The organism is Streptomyces sp. NPDC029674, from assembly GCF_044903205.1.
Lineage (GTDB): Bacteria > Actinomycetota > Actinomycetes > Streptomycetales > Streptomycetaceae > Streptomyces.
In genome coordinates, this window is sequence record NZ_JBJDPY010000002.1 from 726,032 (window position 1) to 742,285 (window position 16,254).

A 16,254-nucleotide genomic window follows, 5' to 3' on the forward strand; every position below is an offset into this window, starting at 1 on the left:
GCCGGTCCACCTCCTCGTGGAATCGCTGTGGAATCGATTACATGGGGGATTGGAAACGATTACACGGGCGCGTGGCAAGGGGTGGAAGGCGGCTGAGGGGCGAGTGAGACCTGATCGTGATGGTTGCCGGGTGGTGGCTGTGGAGCCCTCAGGGCATCGCGGGCAGTTCCACCGTGACGAGGAGCCCCCCGGCCGGGAGCGGGGTGAGGGTGAGCGTGCCGCCGTGTGCCCGGGTGATGGTCCTGACGATGGTCAGGCCGAGGCCGACGCCTGCCTGGTCGGTGTGGACGCGCTCGGTGCCGCGCCGGAAAGGCTCGGTGAAGGTCGGGATCAGCTGGGGGGTGAGCCGCTCGCCGGTGTTCTCGACCGTGAGCACCACGGTCTCCGAGCGGACGCCGGTGTGGATCCGTACGCGGCCGTGGTGCGGCAGGTTGTGGACGATCGCGTTCTGTACGAGGTTCATGGTGAGCTGTGACAGGAGCGCGGGCGATCCGGCCGTGTGGGCGATGTCGCCGTCGGTCTCCAGGGTGACGCCGTGCCGTTCTGCGAGGGGGAGGAGCGTCTCGGTGGCTTCTTCCGCCATGAGGGAGAGGTCGACGCGTTCCCGTTGGAAGGACCCGCGGTCGGCGCGGCTGAGCAGGAGCAGCGCTTCGGTGAGGTCGATGGCGCGGGTGTTGACGGCGTGCAGGCGGTCGATGAGCGGGTCGGCGGCGCGGTCCGGATCGGCGCGGGCCACGTCGAGCAGCGACTTCGAGACGGACAGCGGGGTGCGCAGCTCGTGGGAGGCGTTGGCCGCGAACCTCCGCTGTTCGGCGACGTGTGCTTCGAGCCGCGCGAGCATCGTGTCGAAGGCGTCGGCGAGCTCCCGGAACTCGTCCTGACGACCGGGCAGTTCGATCCGGTGGGAGAGCGATCCGGTCGCGGCCGTGCGCGTGGCGTGCGTGATGCGGTTCAGCGGGGCGAGCATGCGGCCGGCGAGGAACCATCCGCCCCCGAGGCCGAAGACCAGCAGGAACGACAGCGTGACGGCTGCCATCGGAGCGAAGTCGCGCGCGACGGCGAGGCCGTAGCCGGGTTCGTAGACGAGCCCGACGTGCCTGACGCGCGTCAGGAACAGCCATCCGGTCAGCAGCATCAGGGCGCCGGCCAGCATCAGGAACCCGGCGTAGCTGAGGGTGAGCTTGAGACGGACGCTCGGACCGGGCCGCCTATCCACGGTCCGGCCCCTCACGTCCGGTGCCGGGCGCTGTGCTGAAGGGTGCCGTGTCGATGCGGTAGCCGACCCCGGGCACGGTGGCGATGATCCATGGTTCGCCGAGGCGTTTGCGCAGGGCCGAGACGGTGATGCGGACCGCGTTGGTGAACGGGTCCGCGTTCTCGTCCCAGGCCCGCTCCAGGAGTTCCTCGGCGCTGATGACACCGCCCTCGGCGGCGACGAGGACGTCGAGCACGGCGAACTGTTTGCGGGTGAGCGCGACATAGCGGCCGTCGCGGTGCACCTCGCGGCGGAACGGATCGAGGCGCAGGCCCGCGATCTCCCGCACGGGCGGCCTGGCGTGCGCGCGCCTGCGGTCGAGGGCCCTGAGCCTGAGCACGAGCTCCCGCATCTCGAAGGGTTTCGTGAGGTAGTCGTCGGCGCCGAGCCCGAACCCGGACGCCTTGTCGTCGAGGCGGTCGGCGGCGGTGAGCATCAGGATCGGCATGCCGCTGCCGGAGGCGACGATGCGGGTGGCGATCTCGTCGCCGGAGGGCCCGGGGATGTCGCGGTCGAGGACGGCGATGTCGTAGCTGTTGACGCCCAGGAGCTCCAGGGCGGTGACGCCGTCACCCGCGATGTCGGCCGCGATCGCCGACAGGCGGAGGCCGTCGCGGATGGCTTCCGCCATAAAGGGCTCGTCCTCGACGATCAGCACACGCATGTCCTTCAGGCTACGAGCGGGCGTGTGTCGTCGGCGTATCGAAAACCGCATACGGGCCGGCAACATCGCGGTGCCTTCACTGGCGGTATGACTCGGACACCATTCCCGCCCGCTGTACGCCGCCCTCACCCGGGGCCCGAGGACGCGCCGGTGAGGGGCGCTCGCACGGTAGCGACAAGCACTCGCATACGCCGGGCACTGCGCGCCGCCTCCCGGCCGGGACCCTGGAAACGCGGCCTCGTCCTCGCGGCGTCGGCGCTGCTGCTCGGCCTGCTCATGCTGCTGCACGCGCACGTCACGGACCGCTGGGGCCTCGGCAGCCTGGTGGAGAGCTTGCTGCCGTGGTTCGGGCTGCCCGTCCCGGTGCTGCTGGCCGGGGCGCTGTGGCGCCGCTCCGCCTCGGCGGTGGTGGCGCTGCTGCTCCCGGCCGTCGTCTGGCTGCACCTCTTCGGCGGGCTGCTCGGCGACAGGTCACGGCCGGGCGGCGGCGACCTCACCGTGGTCAGCCACAACGTCGGCGCCGAGAACCCGGACCCGGCCGGCACCGCGCGCGACCTGGCCGCATCCGGCGCGGACGTACTGGCGCTGGAGGAGCTGGCCGAGGACGCCAGAGGCACGTACGAGAAGGAGCTGGCGAAGACGTACCCGCACCACACGGTGCTGGGCACGGTCGGGCTGTGGAGCAAGCTGCCGCTGTCCCGTGCCCGGCCCGTCGACATCGCACAGGACGTCGGACCGCTCGGCGACGCCAAGCCCGCCGCGGCCAAGCTGGCCGACAACCGGGCGCTGCGCGCCACGGTGACCACGGACCACGGTCCGCTGGCGGTGTACGTGGCCCACCTCGGATCCGTACGCGTGGTGCGCGGGGACGGCTTCCAGACGGAGAGCCGGGACCGGAACGCGCGGGCGCTCGCCGAGGCGATAGCCGCCGAGCCGAACGAGCGGGTGGTGCTGCTCGGCGACATGAACGGCACCACGGACGACCGCGCGCTCGCCGGTCTCACCGCACAGCTGCGGTCCGTCCATGACGTGGCGGGCGCCGGGTTCGGCTTCAGCTGGCCGGCGACGTTCCCGGTGGCGCGGATCGACCAGATCCTGGTCCGCGGCATGGCACCCAGGAGCGCGTGGCTGCTGCCCGCCACCGGCAGCGATCACTTGCCGGTGGCGGCCGGGATCGACTGGTGAACGGCGACCGGGTCAGCTCTCCAGGAACGGCACCGTCAGCCAAGGGCTGTCCGGGTCGGTGGTCAGGGCGCGGTGGGCGCGCAGGACGTCCGTGTACCAGGATCCGAACGACTCCTCGTCGAAGTGGAGGCAGCGGCCCAGGACGTAACCCGCGGAGAACGACTCCCAGGAGGTGTACGTGGAGCGTGCGGCTTCGGAGGCGCGTTCCAGGGCCTTGACCAGCTCCGCGTGGGTGGCGTACCGGGCGCCCCGCCCCCAGCGGGCCATCTTCGACGCGCGGCCGATGTCCCAGGCCGCGACGGTGCCGACGTGACCGTCGGGCGGCAGGAGCCCGTCGGCGCGGAAGCGGGCCTCGTAGCGGAGCACCTTGCCGACCAGGCCGCGCAAGTGGGCCACGAGCTGGTCGAGTTCGGCGTCCTCGCCGGGGCGGTGCGGTTCGTCGGGGCCGCCGGTCTCCACCATGCGGTGGCGCAGCGTCGCTTCGACCCGGTCGCGCCAGAGCTCGGGGTCGACGCGCGGCCCGTGCCGCCGGGCCGACGCGGTGCGGGCGTCGAGGACGAAGTCCCAGTGCCAGGGGCTGACTTCACGGGTCAGCAGCCGCTCCTGCAGGGACAGCCAGTCGTCGCGGTCGCGCACGCCCCACCACTCCTCGAGGCGGCCGACCTCGTTGTGGTGGCCCGCGCCGTGCCAGTCGACGGTGTTCCAGGCGTCGCCGTTGGTGAAGCACAGGTGCGCGCCGCACGCCAGGCCGTGCAGGAGCGGACTGCCGGCCTCGGGTGTCCGCGTGCGGCGGGTGTCGACGCGGTGCGCGAGGCCGTCGGCGCGGTGGTACGTGTGGTGCAGGTCCGACCAGACCTCCCGCTCGTCGTCGGTGGTCAGGTAGAACTGCTGGCACGGCGTCGCCGCGTTCACCACGAGGAAGTCGACGTCGTCCGGACAGCCGAGGGCGAGCGAGTCCAGCGTGACGTACTCGTAGACGACGGCGGGGTGCGGGCGGGGCAGGACGCCCGCCGTGTAGACCTGCGCGGCCTTCCGGCCGTCCGGCAGGTCGACGGTGAACAACTCGCTGTGGGAGTCGGCACGTTGCGTTTCGGTGGCCGGGACCGGGCGGTACAAGCCCTCGACGGCTATCGCCCGCAAGTAGCCGTACGCGTCCTCCGCCCGACACAGCTCGTACAGGTGCTCCTCCAGGTCGGCGGGGGCCTGCCAGGGGCTGCCGTCCACCGGTGCGGGGAAGTCGGGGAAGATCTCGTCGTGGAGCTCGTCGTCGTACTCGCTGACGGGCTGCTCGTCGTCGTGCATGGGCGTGCTTCTCCGCTCGGGCGCTGCGCTGGTTCCGCAGTCTCGCACCTTACGCGGGAGCCTCGACGCGCAGCGACTTCAGGCCGTTGATGAAGTGCGAGACCAGCCGGCGCGGCGGCTCCGCGAGCCGCAGGAGAGGCAGGGCGCGGGCCGACTCCTCGTATAACACGTGTAGTTGCAGCCGGGCTAAGTGCGCGCCCAGGCAGACGTGCGGGCCGTCGCCGAACGCCACGTGCGGGTTGGGCGCGCGCGACAGGTCGAGGCGGTGCGGGTCGGTGAAGACGCGCTCGTCGTGGTGGGCGGACGCGTGGAAGACGACGACCTTGTCCCCGGCCGCGATGCGCGTCCCCGCCAACTCGGTGTCGCGGGCGGCCGTGCGCCGGAAGCTGAGCACCGGAGGGTGCCGGCGCAGCAGTTCCTCCACGGCGGTCGCGGTGGTGACCGCGCCGGACCGCAGCCGCTCGTACTCGCCCGGGCTCTCCGCGAGCGCGAGCAGTCCGCCGGGCGCCGCACTGCGCACGGTGTCGTTGCCCGCGACCGTGAGGAGGAAGAAGAACATCTCCAGTTCTGGGCCGGTGAGTTCAGGGTCGTGGGCGAGCGCCGTCAGGATGTCGTCGCCGGGGTGCTCGCGCTTGTGCGCGGCGAGCGTTTGGGCGTACGCGAACATGTCGCGCAGCATCGCCGGTGAACGGGGGTTGACCGGTTCGCCGTCGGGGCCGGGCACGGGCGGCGCGGCCTCGTCCGGGTCCTGGTAGCCGATGACGCGCTGCGTCCAGCGCAGCAGCAGACCGCGGTCGGAGGCCGGGACGCCGAGCAGGTCGGCGAGGTTGAGCAGCGCGTATTCGTCGGTGACGGCGGTGACGACGTCGAAGGTGCCGTCACCGTCGCGGGCGTCGGCGACGGCGGCCGCGAGGAGCGTCCGGGCCCGCTCCCGCACCCGCTCCTCGAACCGCTCGATCCGGCGCGGTGTGAACGCTCGGCTGACCAGCTTGCGCAGCCTTCCGTGGTCGCCGGGCCCCTCGCCGCCTACTCGTGCCGGATCCTGGTTGAGCATCATGCGGCGGATGAACGGCAGGTCGTCCGGGGCGGGATCACGGATCTGGGTGGCGCCGAGCCAGGAGGAGTACGTCGCCGGGTCCTTCAGGACGCGCACCACGTCCGCGTGCCGGGTGACCGCCCAGAACCCCGGGCCCGCCGGCCAGCCGAGCACCGCGGGCTCCTCCTGGCGGGCCACGGGGTGGTGGTCGCGCAGCACACGGTAGCGGTCGTGGGGGACGCCTTCCGCGTACAGGCGCGGATCGAAGACGTCCGGGACGGGCGGTGCGGCCGCGGGGGCGTCGCGCAGGGTCACGCGCCGCCCTCCCGGAAGCCGTCCGTGCCTTCGCCGGTGTCCTCCGCGCGCAGGAAGTCCTCCACCGTGCGGATCAGTTCGAGGGGCACCTCGTCCATCGCGTAGTGCCCGGCCCCCGGCAGCTCCGCGAGCTCGCCGTGCGGGTACGAACGCAGCCACGTGCGGCGCATGAGGTCCGCCGACAGGGCGGGGTCGAGCGCGCCGGTGACGGCGAGCGCGGCCACGGGCGAGCCGTCGACCTCCGTGTGGAAGTCGTCGCTCGCCCACGAGTCCAGCCAGGCACGGAACGCCTTCGCGTCGCTGACCGCGAGGGAGCGGCGCACCATCCGGTCGAGCCACGCCCGGGGCCGTACGCCACCCGTGGTGATGTCGAGGATGGCGCGGCGGTTCTCCGGGGTGTGCGCGGCGGAAGCGAACAACACCCACTGCTCAGGCGGAAGTTGAAGGCCGTTCGCCGGTACCGGTGACACTCCGACGAGACGGCGCACCCGGTGCGGGGCCGCGGCAAGGACGCGCTGGGCGACGCTGCCGCCCATGGAGTGCCCGACCAGCGAGAACCGCTCCCAGCCGAGCCGGTCGGCCAGATCGAGCACGTCGGCGGCGCCCTCGCTCGTGGTGTACGCGCCGACGGCGTCCTTGGCCTCGCCGTACCCGCGCAGATCCACCACCGCGTACGTGAACGCCGCGCCGTCCAGGTCCATGAGCACCGGCCCGTACGCCGACCGGTCCGCGAACCAGCCGTGGACCGCGATCACCCTGTGCGGCCCTTCGCCGAGCAGGGTGTGGGGGAGCGGGAAAGGGGTCACAGCGGCTCCGATCACCGGCGAGGTCCCGGACGTCACCGGTCGGTGCGGGACCGTGACCACGGTGTCCCCCAACGGCGGTGCCGCGCAAGGGCGCACACCGAGCGCCCGGTGTCCGAGCAGGTGAGCGCGGGGTGCGCAGGGACCGGGGTGAACTTGGCGGACGGCCTGCGGTCCGGTGCCGCGGTTGGTCAGAATGTGGCATGGCCATCCGTCGCCTCAGCTACCGGCTCGATCCGGAGCCGGACACCGGAACCCCCCGTCTGGTCCCCGCGGACCCCGACGGACGCGGGCAGCGACCGCACGAGGACGCGGACGACCTGCGCGCCGCCGTCATACGCGTCATGGGCGCGGGCACCGAGCTGAGCTACAGCCTGCTCCCGGACAGCGGCCGGCTCCTGTGCGCCGCCCTGCCCGGACAGCGCGTGGAGGCGCTGCACCTGAGCGCCGACACCCCGGGACCCGGGCCCGTGTGGCCGATCGACACCTGGCGCTCCGCCGGCTGGGAGACGGACGCGGCACAGACGCTCGGCGCCGGATTCGTCGAGTCCGAACTGCCCGTCCCCGAGGCGCATTTCGACCGCGAGCTCCTCGTCGCCTTCGCCCGGGCGCGCGCCGACCGCGTCGCGCCCTTCCTCACCGACGTGCGCCGCCTCTTCGAGGACCCCGCCGGGCGGCAGATCGTCCTCGTGGAGGAGGACTCCGAGACCGTCGCCCGCTGGATCGCGCTCGCCTGCGCCTCACTGCCCGAGGAGTACGTCGCCGCACTGACGTTCACCACCTGGACCAGCGACCCGTGCCGCGCCCCGCAGCAGATCATCGGCACCGGCCCCGACACGGCGTTCGACCGGTCCGACGACGCCACCGTCGAGTACCTGTACCGCGTCCACGACGGCACCGGCGGACCGGAGAGCCCGCCCGCCGAACCCGACGCGTGGGCCCGGCTCACGGCCGAGCGCTGGCTCGCCGGAAACCCGCCGCGCCCCGCCCCTGGAGCGGCCGGACGGCCGGAAGGCCCCTTCGCGCTCCTCCCGCTGATCTCCGGAGGCGACACCGGGACGGCGGGCCCCGGCGGGACCGGCACCCTCTCCGGCGCCGAACTCGCCGGGCTCGGCGGCGACTCGCTGCGCGCCGTCGTCGACGCCCTCACCCGGACCGTGACCAGGGGCGAGGCCGACCCGCGCACCCTCGACGAACTCGACGGACTCTGCCGGGGACTCGACGGCGAGCACGCACTCGCCGCCCGGCCGCTCGCCCTCGCCCTCGTCAAGCACCGGCTCGACGCCTCCCGCGGCCGCGGCGCACTGCCCGACCTCGCCGCCTTCGAAGGGCTGCCGCTCGGCCAGGAGGCGTGGCGGGAACTGCGCGAGGAGTACGGCGGCCGCGCCGACGACGCCCTGCGCGCCACGCTCCGCGACCCCGTCCCCACCTGGACGGAGCCGCTGCGGCTCGCCCTCGCCGTGGGAGCCGACGGCGGGCCCGGCCTCACGAAGGCCATGGAACGCCTCGCGGACGCCCTGCTCCACCCCGAGCGGCGCGACTGCGAGCAGGCCGTCCAGGTCCTGACCGAACTCGATCAGCCCGCCCTCACCCGCCGCGTGCTCCGGCTGCTCATCGCCGACTTCACCGAGCGCAAACTGGACCGCCTGCGGGCCCTCGCCGACTCCCCCCAGGGCGACTGGCTGCGGCGCCACATCGACGACGCGCCGCTCACCGTCCGCCTCGCCGCGGCCGCCGCGCACTGGAGCGGCCCCCCGGACCGGCTGCGGGGCGCCGAACTCTTCGAACGGCTCACCGAACTCCTCTCCGGCCGGCGGGTCGAGGACACCACGACGCTGCTCCTGCTCTGGCGCATCGTGTGGCGCAACGGCCCGCCGGACCGCGCCGACCAGCCCTGGGTGGCCCGCACCTGCACCCCCCGCCTGATCATCGAGGCGGACCTCGGCCGCCGCGTCATGGGCTGGCTCAAGGAACCCGACCACTGCGACCGCGAACTGGTCGAATTCGCACGGGAGATGCGCAAGGACGGCAAGCTGGGCGCCCAGGACCGCGACCTCGCCGACCTGCTCGTGACCGCCCAGGACCTCGCCGACGGGCGGCTCGCCGTGAGCAGGGCCTCCGTCGGCCGCCTCCGGGAGCTGGGCCGCAAGGCGTCGCCGCTCGGCACGGTCCTGCGGCAGGGCGTCGACGAACGGGTGGGCCGCGCGCTCGCCGGGGCGAACCCGCTCGACGTGTGCGAGTCGCACGGACTGCAGATCCTCGTCGCCGCAGGACCCGACCTGCTGCGCAGCTACCGCGCGCACCTCCTGGAGGAGCGGACCATCGACCGCCTCGTACGCGAACTGCCCGGCCGTCCGGCCGAGTTGGCGGCGTACTACCACATCTGGCGGCCCCGGCGGCGGCACGGCGTCGGCGCCCCATGGCGCGACGTCGCCGCCGAACTGCTCGACCAGGCCCTCGCACCCGTCCTCGCGCACCTCGACGACCACCACCTCGGGCAGGTCGCCACCGTCCTCCAGCGGGAGGGCCAGGACGTACAGGAATGGACGGCGTGGCGTCACCGGGCCGCCCGGACGCAGGGCTGACCGCCGCCCGGGAACAGAGCCGACCGAGTACCGACCCTCCCCACGAAAGGACCAGCGTGAGCGACACCAGCGATACCGTCGTCGACAACTTCCCCGGCGGCAGCATGGCGAGCCGCCCCGTGCACTTCATCTGGATGCTCGACTGCTCGGGCTCCATGGGCGTGAACGGCAAGATCGGCGAGCTGAACTTCGCCATCCGCGAAGCCATCCCCGAAATGCAGCAGGCCGCCCAGTCCAACCCCGCCGCGTCCCTGCTGGTGCGCGCCATCACCTTCGCCAGTGGCGCGAGCTGGCATGTCGGCGACGCCACCCCGGTCGACCGGTTCACCTGGGAGGACGTGCACATCTACGGCGGCACTGACATGGGCGCCGCGTTCAAGCTGGCGGCCGGCGCGCTGCAGACGCCGCCGATGCCGCAGCGCGCCCTGCCGCCCGTCCTCGCCCTCGCCTCCGACGGGCAGCCCACCGACGACTGGCGGGCCGGACTGCGCGCCATCGACGGCACGCCGTGGGGCAAGCGGGCCGTCCGCGTCGCGGTGGCCATCGGCGACGACGCGGACAAGAGCATGCTCAAGGAGTTCCTCGGCAACCCGGAACTGGAGCCCCTCCAGGCGAAGAACCCGCGCCAGCTCGCCGCCGCCATCCGCTGGATGTCCACCGCCGTCGTCAAGGACGCCTCCACGCCCAAGGTCGACGACGGCGCGAAGCCCACGACGCCGCTCGACGTGCCCTCGATGACCAAGGGCGAAGACGACATCTGGTGACCGGGCCGGAGACGACGACCGGGCCCTGGGCGCTGCTCAGCGGCGCGGTCAAGGGAGTGGCGAAGAAGTACAGCCAGGACCGCGGTGCCGCCCTGCCCGTGGCCGGGGACCGTGCGGTCGTCCTCGCCGTCGCCGACGGGCACGGCAGCGCCGCGCACTTCCGCAGCGACCTGGGGGCGCGGTGGGCGGTCGAGGAGTTCACGGCGTGCGCGGAGGCGTTCGCGCGCGAGGCCGCACGGGTCGGTGACGACGCGGCGGGGTGGCCCGCGCTGCGGGCGGAGGCCCGGCGGCTGCCGCAGCAGGTCGGGCACCGCTGGCGCGAGCGCGCCGTCCTGTACGACACCAACTCGCCCGCACACGGCGCCCGGCCGCTCACGGCGCAGGACCGTACCGGTCGAGGCGATCGCCCCGGGGTCCCGGACCTCGCCGCGTACGGCAGCACCCTCATCGGCGCCGTACTGACGGAACACGCGCTGTTCTGCTGGCAGTTGGGGGACGGCGACATCGTGCTCGTCGACGACCGCGGTGTCCCGCACACCCCGCTCTCCACCGGACCCGACATGGGCGACGAGACCGACTCGCTCTGCGAACCGGAGCCCTGGCGCAAGATGCGGTCGCACTGGCAGCCCTTCACCGGCGGCGCGCCGCCGTGCGTGCTGCTCTCCACCGACGGGCTCTCCAAGAGCTTCGCCGACCACCAAGGGTTCCTGGACTTCGCCACCGGCCTCGGCGACCGCGCCACCGGACAGGGCGTGGCGGCGGTGCAGGCCCAGCTACCGGACTGGCTGGGGCGGGCCGCCAAGTTCTCCGGGGACGACACGACTCTCGTGGGCGCCATAGCGGTGCCCGCACAGCGCAGCGACGAACCGCAAGGGCAGCAGCCCTGAGGGCAGAGAGGAACAGGAACAGCATGGTGAACGGCATGCTCGCCGCCGGGAAGACCCTGGTGGCCGAGTCGGGGGAGAAGCTGAAGGTCGCCGAGCTCTTCGGCTCCGGCGGCCAGGGCGAGGTCTACCGCGTCCGGACGCCCACCGGCGACCGCGCGGTCAAGTGGTACTACCCCCAGCTCGCGGACGCCCGCCAGCGGGAGATCCTCGAAGGGCTCATCGCCAAGGGCTGGGACGACCCCCGCTTCCTGTGGCCGCGCTCCATCGTCATGGACCCGGAGGGCAAGCAGCCGGGATTCGGCTACCTCATGGACGTACGGCCGGCGCGCTTCGCCGACCTGCCCGCCCTCTTCCGCCGCGACCCCTCGGTGGCGTCGGCGACGATGCGCACCCTGGTGACGGTGGCGCTGCACACCGTCGAGGCCTACCGCGCCCTGCACTCCCGGGGCATCGCCTACCGCGACATCAACTGGGGCAACATCTTCTTCGACCCGCGCACCGGTGACGTCCTGATCTGCGACAACGACAACGCGGTCGTGGAGGGCGCCGAGGCCGGCGTCGCGGGGACCATGGACTTCATGGCGCCCGAGCTGGTCCGCGGCGACAAGGGTACCCAGCCCGGCACCCAGAGCGACCTGCACTCCCTCGCCGTGCTGCTCTTCCTGCTCCTGATGAACGACCACCCGTTCAACGGCGCGCTCGCGTTCAACATCCGCTGCATGGACGAGGCCGCCAAACGCAGGCTGTACGGCACCGACCCGGTCTTCGTCTACGACCCGTCCGACACCCGCAACCGCCCCGTCCCCCACGAGCAGCCGACCGTCCTGGCGACGTGGGGTGCGCTGCCGCAGATCCTGCGCGACCTGTTCGTGCACACGTTCACCAAGGGCCTGAGCAACCCCACGCAGCGGGTGCGCGAGACGGTGTGGCGCGACGCGCTCAGCCAGGTCCTCGACGCCATCACCCAGTGCGGCACCTGCGGCAAGCAGAACCTCACCCAGCCGGACGGCGCGCCCCCCAACTGCTGGAAGTGCCGCACCACCCTGACGCTGCCGCCCCGCCTCGAACTCGTCACCGGCACGGGTTCGCTCCGCACCAGGCGCGGCATCCGCCTCGCCCCGAGCGCCCGCGTCTACGCCCACCACCTCCGCGAGGACCCGGACCGCCACGACTTCTCCGCCGTGGTCGGCGAGGTCACCGAACACCCCCAGCAGCGCGGCCGCTTCGGCCTCACCAACCGCACCAGGTCCGTCTGGACGGCCCGCAAGGACGACGGCACGGTACGGGACGTGGATCCCGGCAAGACCATCGCCCTCCGCTCGGGCCTCCTCATCGAGTTCGGCGGGGGGACGGAGGCGGTGGTGAAGGAGTGAGGCAGCGGGAGTGAGGCAGCCCCGGCTTCCTGTCAGGGGCGCCGGCGGAGCCAGGGGCGACGCCACCACGTGGTCCAGCGGGACAGGGCCGGGGGCGGCGGGGGCGGTGGCGGGGGAGCCGCGGGCAGGGTGGCGCTGGTCGGGGCGGGGGTGATCGCCACCGCGTCGGGGCGGGGCAGCGGGGTCACCGTGACGGTGCACTCCGCCGCCGGGACGGGGATGACGACGGGGTGTCCGGCGCGGTGTGCGCTGCGCGCGACGCGCCGCTCTCCGCCCCGCTGCCCGTCGGTCCACGCCGCGCGCACCAGGACCGCGGGCTCGGGCCAGTCGAAGTGCAGCTCGGCACGGTCGGCGGCCACTCTGCGCACCCTCAACTCGTCTATGGCGGCAGGGCGTTCGATGACGAGGCTGGGGCCCGACACCGCACGCTCGCCCAGGACGCTCACCGCCGTGACCCGCACCCGCTGCTCGGGCGCGGGCGCCAGCTCGACGTGCGACTCGGCGCCCACCGCGGTCGCCGGGATCCGGTCCACGCGGCCCACGAGGTCGGAGACGTCCGTGCCCGGCTCGACGGGGCCGGCCGGCCACGGCAGGAGCAGGCCGTCGCCGAGCGCGGGCGGCCGCCAGGCGATGGTCACCCGCTCGCCGTCCGGATGCCGCCGCACCGTCAGCTCCTCGACCGGCGACGGCCACCGCTCGGCGCGGACGGTGACCGTCACCCCGCGCGACCAGACCAGGTCACCGTCCGGATCGCGGTAGCCGCAGCGCACTTCGTACGTGTACGTCCCCGGGGCGAGCGGCACGTCGAGGAGCCGGTCGTGCTCGCACGCCACCCGCACCAGCGACGACTCGCCCCAGCCGCCGGTGTCCGCCCCGGTCCCGGACCGCGTCACCCGCACCTCGGCCGCCGCCGGGTCGGGCCGCCACCGCAGCCGTACCCCGCCCGGCACGACGGTGCCGCGCAGCTCCGTCACCACGGGCGTGAGGAGCACCGGGGCGGTCACCCGCGGCACACCCGCGATGCGGTCCCGGCGCAGCGGGACGACGGCGTACCTCAGGGGGCGGCCGACGGGCGCGTCCCCGTCGACGGAGGCGAGGCCCGTCTCGCCCGCCGCCGTCTCGACGGCGAGGCCGGGCGCGCCGTCGGGAAAGCGCAGGACCCGGTACGAGACGTCGCCGAGGCGGCTGCCGCGTTCGGGCGCGCACCAGGTCAGGCGTACGGCACGGTCGTCGGTCACCGCGGTCACCTTCGCGTCCGCGGGGGTGAAGGTGTCGTCGGCGAGCAGCGCGGCCACGCGCAGCAGGCCCTCCTGGGCCCGCGCGTCGTCCCGCGCCAGGCGCAGCGCGCCGAGCCAGGCACCGGCGGCGGTGCGCAGCGCGCCGCCGGCCTCCGCCGAGGCGCCGTCGGCGGAGAGCCGAGCGACCTCGTCGGACCGCGCGCGGATGCCGTCGACGAGTGCGGCCAGCCGGTGGTCGGCCGGCCCGTCGGGGTATTCGGAGGCGCGCGGAAGCCGTGCCGCGAGCCGTTCCGCCGCGCGCAGCCGCACGCCGGGCCACACGTCGTTGAGGGTCTCGGCGGCATGCCGGGCAGGGCCGGCCGCGGGGAATCCGGCGGCGACGGCCGAGGCGAGCTGCCCCGCCTCGCTGCGGTGCACGCCGAGCGCCACGGCCGCCGCCTCGCCGGGCCGCTCACCGCCGTCCCTGAGCAGGCAGCACACCTCCCACAGGACCAGGTGCCGCAGACCCATCGCGTCGTCCCGGAGCAGGGTCTCCAGCGTGTCCACCACGGCCGCCGCCGTGTCGGCGCGCGGATCCGACGAGGACAGCCACCGGCCGCGCGCCCGCCGGACGAACGGCAGGTCGACGCGTTCCCAGATGCCGCCGCGGGCGGGGAACCAGAGCCCGTCGAGGACCCGGAAGCCGTCGTCCGTACGGGCCTTGGGGAGCGTGCCGAAGACGGCGTCGTGCGCGGCGGCGGGCACCGGTGCGCGCAGGGCGTCCGCCGCGTGCCGGAACTTCAACCCGCGCATGTCATCGCGCAGTTGGTGGTAGCCGCGCAGGCCGGGGCAGCGTGGCAGGACGGGCAGCGGCGGGTGCGCGCCGCTCGCCTTCGGGTGCTCGCCGGGACGCAGGAGTGCCATGGCTCAGCCGCCCGGCGCCGTGTAGAAGTACACGCGGACCACCGCGGTCTCCGCGCGCTTGCCGAGGCTGTGGTAGTCGTCCGTCGCCGTCTTCGCGGTGAACATCTCCGGCCGGGCCTTGCCCAGCAGGCCGTTCACGCGGTGGGCGTACACCGTGCCGTTCGAACTGCCGCCGAAGGTGAGGACGAGCGCGGCCTCGCGCCCCGACCACTTGCGGGTGTCCTTGGCGATCTGCTTCACGAGATCACCTTTGCTCCTGCCCGACACCTCGAACTCCTGCGGGTGACGGTCCACGGCGCGCGGCCCCGCCGGAGTGGGGGTCGCCGAACCGCCCTTCGACGGGCGGGGTTTCGGGCGGTCGTCGGCCTGCGGATCGGGCCGGTCGGCCATCGACACCAGCGCGAGCACGAGCAGCAGGTCGGCGAAGAGCCACCCCGCGAGCACGACGACGCCGGGCCGGCCGCCGCGGCGCCGCGGTGTCCGGCCGCCTCGGCTCACGCGGTGCCTCCGTCCCGCGGTCCGGGCGGCGGCAGCCGCGTCGTCGGCGGATCGAGCGGCGTGTCCGACGGCGGCTCGAGGGGCGGACTCGGCGCGGGCACGGGACTGCTCGCGCCGGCATGGGCGTTGACGGGCGTGCTGCCGGCGAAACGGCCGCCGTTCACGGAGCCGCCGTTACCCCCGTTACCCCCGTTACCGCCGTTACCGCCGTTACCGCCGTACGTAGCGTCGCCTACGCCGTACGCCCCGCCCAGCGGCGGCTGCGCCACCTGTGGTGACAGCGCGCCCGCCAGCGTGTCCATGCGGGCGTCGAGGCGGGCGGCCGCGTCCTGCCAGTGGGCCGCCGCCGCGTCCCAGCGCTCCGTGGCCTCGCGCATGCCGTCCACCGCGTCGCCCGTGCGCCCGGCGCTCGTCACCAGGGCCTGCGAGGCGAGCTCGGTCGCCTTCGCCACCGACTCGGACTTCACGACGAGCGACTGCTGGGCCGCGACCAGGGCCTTGAGGGATGCCTCGACCGTGTCGCCCGCCGACTTGACGTGGTCGGCGATCCCGCGGGCCGCGAGCGCGTTGGCCCGGCCCGCCTTGGCGGTCTCCTCCGTGCCGGTGCGCAGCGTGGTGTTGATGCGGTCCGCCGCGTCGCCGAGCTTCGGCACCTCCTTCGAGAGGGACTGCGCCGCCTGCTTCAGGGCGTCGGTGGCCTGGCCGACCGACGCCGTGGCGCCGGTGAGCGCGTTGTGGCTGCGCTCCGCCCTGTTCGTCAGCTGCTGCATCTTCAGGGCGGCCTTGGTGAGCTCCGCGGTGAACTGCTGCGGCGACGCGCTGCGGTACGGCGCCAGCAGCATCTGCGTGCGCGTCAGCACCGACGCGAGCTCCGCGAGCAGCCGGTCCTGTGCCGCGTCCCGCGCGTCCTCGGCGCGCTCGGTGCGCACCCGCACGCGCGCGTGCCACACGGAGAGCCCCACGAGCAGGGCGATCAGGAGGACCGCCATCAGGGCCACGTTCTCGAAGCGCCCGAGCGACGAGAGATGGCCCCCGAAGCCGGACTGCCACAGCTGCAGGAAGGGGCGCGTGGACTGCTCGGGGTCCTCCTCGGCGAGCCTCCCGTACGCGCGCACGGCCTCCCGGAGCCCGAACCACGTGATCAGCAGCGGTACGAAGACCAGCACCCCGAGGGCAGCCTCCAGCAGCCGGTCGTGCCGCCCGGACCGCTGGTCGGCGGAGACCCGGACACTCTCGGGGCGTACGTAGGCCTGGACGAGGTCGATCTCCGCCCACCGGTCGAGCTGGTTCGCGGAGCTCAAGTCCTGGTGCAGCACGCTCAGTTCGTCCGAACGCGGCGCGAGTGCGGGCAGGACCGCCAGCCGCCGCAACTCCTTGACGATCAAGGCTTTGTCGAGCAGTTGTGCGGGCGTCAAACGGAACCCTCCCTGGCTCATGGCGTGCTTG

13 protein-coding genes are annotated in these 16,254 nt (G+C 73.8%); 5 read left to right on the forward strand and 8 right to left on the reverse strand.

What is annotated here, in order from left to right:
• Positions 1-148: 148 nt before the first annotated feature.
• Together ACI2L3_RS07215 and ACI2L3_RS07220 are read right to left on the reverse strand one after the other, a co-directional pair.
• On the reverse strand, positions 149-1,216 hold the full coding sequence (locus ACI2L3_RS07215; protein ID WP_404751295.1) for a sensor histidine kinase: 1,068 nt from the start codon (positions 1,214-1,216) through the stop codon (positions 149-151).
• Complete coding sequence (locus tag ACI2L3_RS07220; protein ID WP_404751296.1) at positions 1,209-1,919, reverse strand: response regulator transcription factor; 711 nt, start codon at positions 1,917-1,919, stop codon at positions 1,209-1,211. Before ACI2L3_RS07220 ends, ACI2L3_RS07215 begins: the two co-directional genes overlap by 8 nt.
• An 87-nt stretch (positions 1,920-2,006) precedes the next feature.
• Between ACI2L3_RS07220 and ACI2L3_RS07225 the strand changes: the two genes are divergently transcribed.
• Positions 2,007-3,104, forward strand: a complete 1,098-nt coding sequence (locus ACI2L3_RS07225; RefSeq protein ID WP_404751297.1) for an endonuclease/exonuclease/phosphatase family protein — start codon at positions 2,007-2,009, stop codon at positions 3,102-3,104.
• A 12-nt stretch (positions 3,105-3,116) separates the two neighbouring features.
• Here the strand turns inward: ACI2L3_RS07225 and ACI2L3_RS07230 are convergent, their stop codons facing one another.
• From ACI2L3_RS07230 to ACI2L3_RS07240, 3 genes are read right to left on the reverse strand one after another with little or no spacing between them, the layout of a single operon-like run.
• The gene (locus ACI2L3_RS07230) at positions 3,117-4,406 is read right to left on the reverse strand and encodes a DUF1266 domain-containing protein (protein ID WP_404751298.1); all 1,290 of its coding nucleotides are present in this window, start codon (positions 4,404-4,406) and stop codon (positions 3,117-3,119) included.
• Positions 4,407-4,455: 49 nt separating this feature from the next.
• Positions 4,456-5,757, reverse strand: a complete 1,302-nt coding sequence (locus ACI2L3_RS07235; RefSeq protein ID WP_404751299.1) for a cytochrome P450 — start codon at positions 5,755-5,757, stop codon at positions 4,456-4,458.
• On the reverse strand, positions 5,754-6,563 hold the full coding sequence (locus ACI2L3_RS07240) for an alpha/beta fold hydrolase (protein WP_404751300.1): 810 nt from the start codon (positions 6,561-6,563) through the stop codon (positions 5,754-5,756). Before ACI2L3_RS07240 ends, ACI2L3_RS07235 begins: the two co-directional genes overlap by 4 nt.
• 200 nt (positions 6,564-6,763) lie before the next feature.
• Between ACI2L3_RS07240 and ACI2L3_RS07245 the strand changes: the two genes are divergently transcribed.
• From ACI2L3_RS07245 to ACI2L3_RS07260, 4 genes are all read left to right on the forward strand, one after another.
• A complete protein-coding gene (locus tag ACI2L3_RS07245; protein WP_404751301.1) occupies positions 6,764-9,145 on the forward strand; it encodes a GTPase-associated protein 1-related protein in 2,382 nt (793 codons plus the stop codon).
• A 104-nt stretch (positions 9,146-9,249) separates the two neighbouring features.
• On the forward strand, positions 9,250-9,909 hold the full coding sequence (locus ACI2L3_RS07250; RefSeq protein ID WP_404751347.1) for a tellurium resistance protein: 660 nt from the start codon (positions 9,250-9,252) through the stop codon (positions 9,907-9,909).
• Entirely contained in the window at positions 9,906-10,796 is an 891-nt protein-coding gene (locus ACI2L3_RS07255; protein WP_404751302.1) for a protein phosphatase 2C domain-containing protein, read from the forward strand. The genes ACI2L3_RS07250 and ACI2L3_RS07255 overlap by 4 nt, the downstream gene beginning before the upstream one ends.
• Positions 10,797-10,819: 23 nt before the next feature.
• The gene (locus ACI2L3_RS07260; protein ID WP_404751303.1) at positions 10,820-12,169 is read left to right on the forward strand and encodes a protein kinase; all 1,350 of its coding nucleotides are present in this window, start codon (positions 10,820-10,822) and stop codon (positions 12,167-12,169) included.
• Positions 12,170-12,201: 32 nt separating this feature from the next.
• Here the strand turns inward: ACI2L3_RS07260 and ACI2L3_RS07265 are convergent, their stop codons facing one another.
• The 3 genes from ACI2L3_RS07265 to ACI2L3_RS07275 are packed head-to-tail and all read right to left on the reverse strand — an operon-like array spanning position 12,202 to position 16,223.
• A complete protein-coding gene (locus ACI2L3_RS07265; RefSeq protein ID WP_404751304.1) occupies positions 12,202-14,310 on the reverse strand; it encodes a hypothetical protein in 2,109 nt (702 codons plus the stop codon).
• A 3-nt stretch (positions 14,311-14,313) separates the two neighbouring features.
• The gene (locus tag ACI2L3_RS07270) at positions 14,314-14,808 is read right to left on the reverse strand and encodes a hypothetical protein (RefSeq protein ID WP_404751305.1); all 495 of its coding nucleotides are present in this window, start codon (positions 14,806-14,808) and stop codon (positions 14,314-14,316) included.
• Positions 14,805-16,223 carry a hypothetical protein gene (locus tag ACI2L3_RS07275; protein ID WP_404751306.1) on the reverse strand — a complete coding sequence of 473 codons (1,419 nt, stop codon included), beginning with the start codon at positions 16,221-16,223 and terminating at the stop codon, positions 14,805-14,807. Before ACI2L3_RS07275 ends, ACI2L3_RS07270 begins: the two co-directional genes overlap by 4 nt.
• Between the last annotated feature and the right edge of the window lie 31 nt (positions 16,224-16,254).

Bases quoted from the DNA above. Each gene is read 5' to 3' on its own strand.
- ACI2L3_RS07220 (WP_404751296.1), bottom strand. From the start codon at position 1,919: ATGCGTGTGCTGATCGTCGAGGACGAGCCCTTTATGGCGGAAGCCATC.
- ACI2L3_RS07225 (WP_404751297.1), top strand. From the start codon at position 2,007: ATGACTCGGACACCATTCCCGCCCGCTGTACGCCGCCCTCACCCGGGG.
- ACI2L3_RS07230 (WP_404751298.1), bottom strand. From the start codon at position 4,406: ATGCACGACGACGAGCAGCCCGTCAGCGAGTACGACGACGAGCTCCAC.
- ACI2L3_RS07245 (WP_404751301.1), top strand. From the start codon at position 6,764: ATGGCCATCCGTCGCCTCAGCTACCGGCTCGATCCGGAGCCGGACACC.
- ACI2L3_RS07250 (WP_404751347.1), top strand. From the start codon at position 9,250: ATGGCGAGCCGCCCCGTGCACTTCATCTGGATGCTCGACTGCTCGGGC.
- ACI2L3_RS07260 (WP_404751303.1), top strand. From the start codon at position 10,820: ATGGTGAACGGCATGCTCGCCGCCGGGAAGACCCTGGTGGCCGAGTCG.
- ACI2L3_RS07265 (WP_404751304.1), bottom strand. From the start codon at position 14,310: ATGGCACTCCTGCGTCCCGGCGAGCACCCGAAGGCGAGCGGCGCGCAC.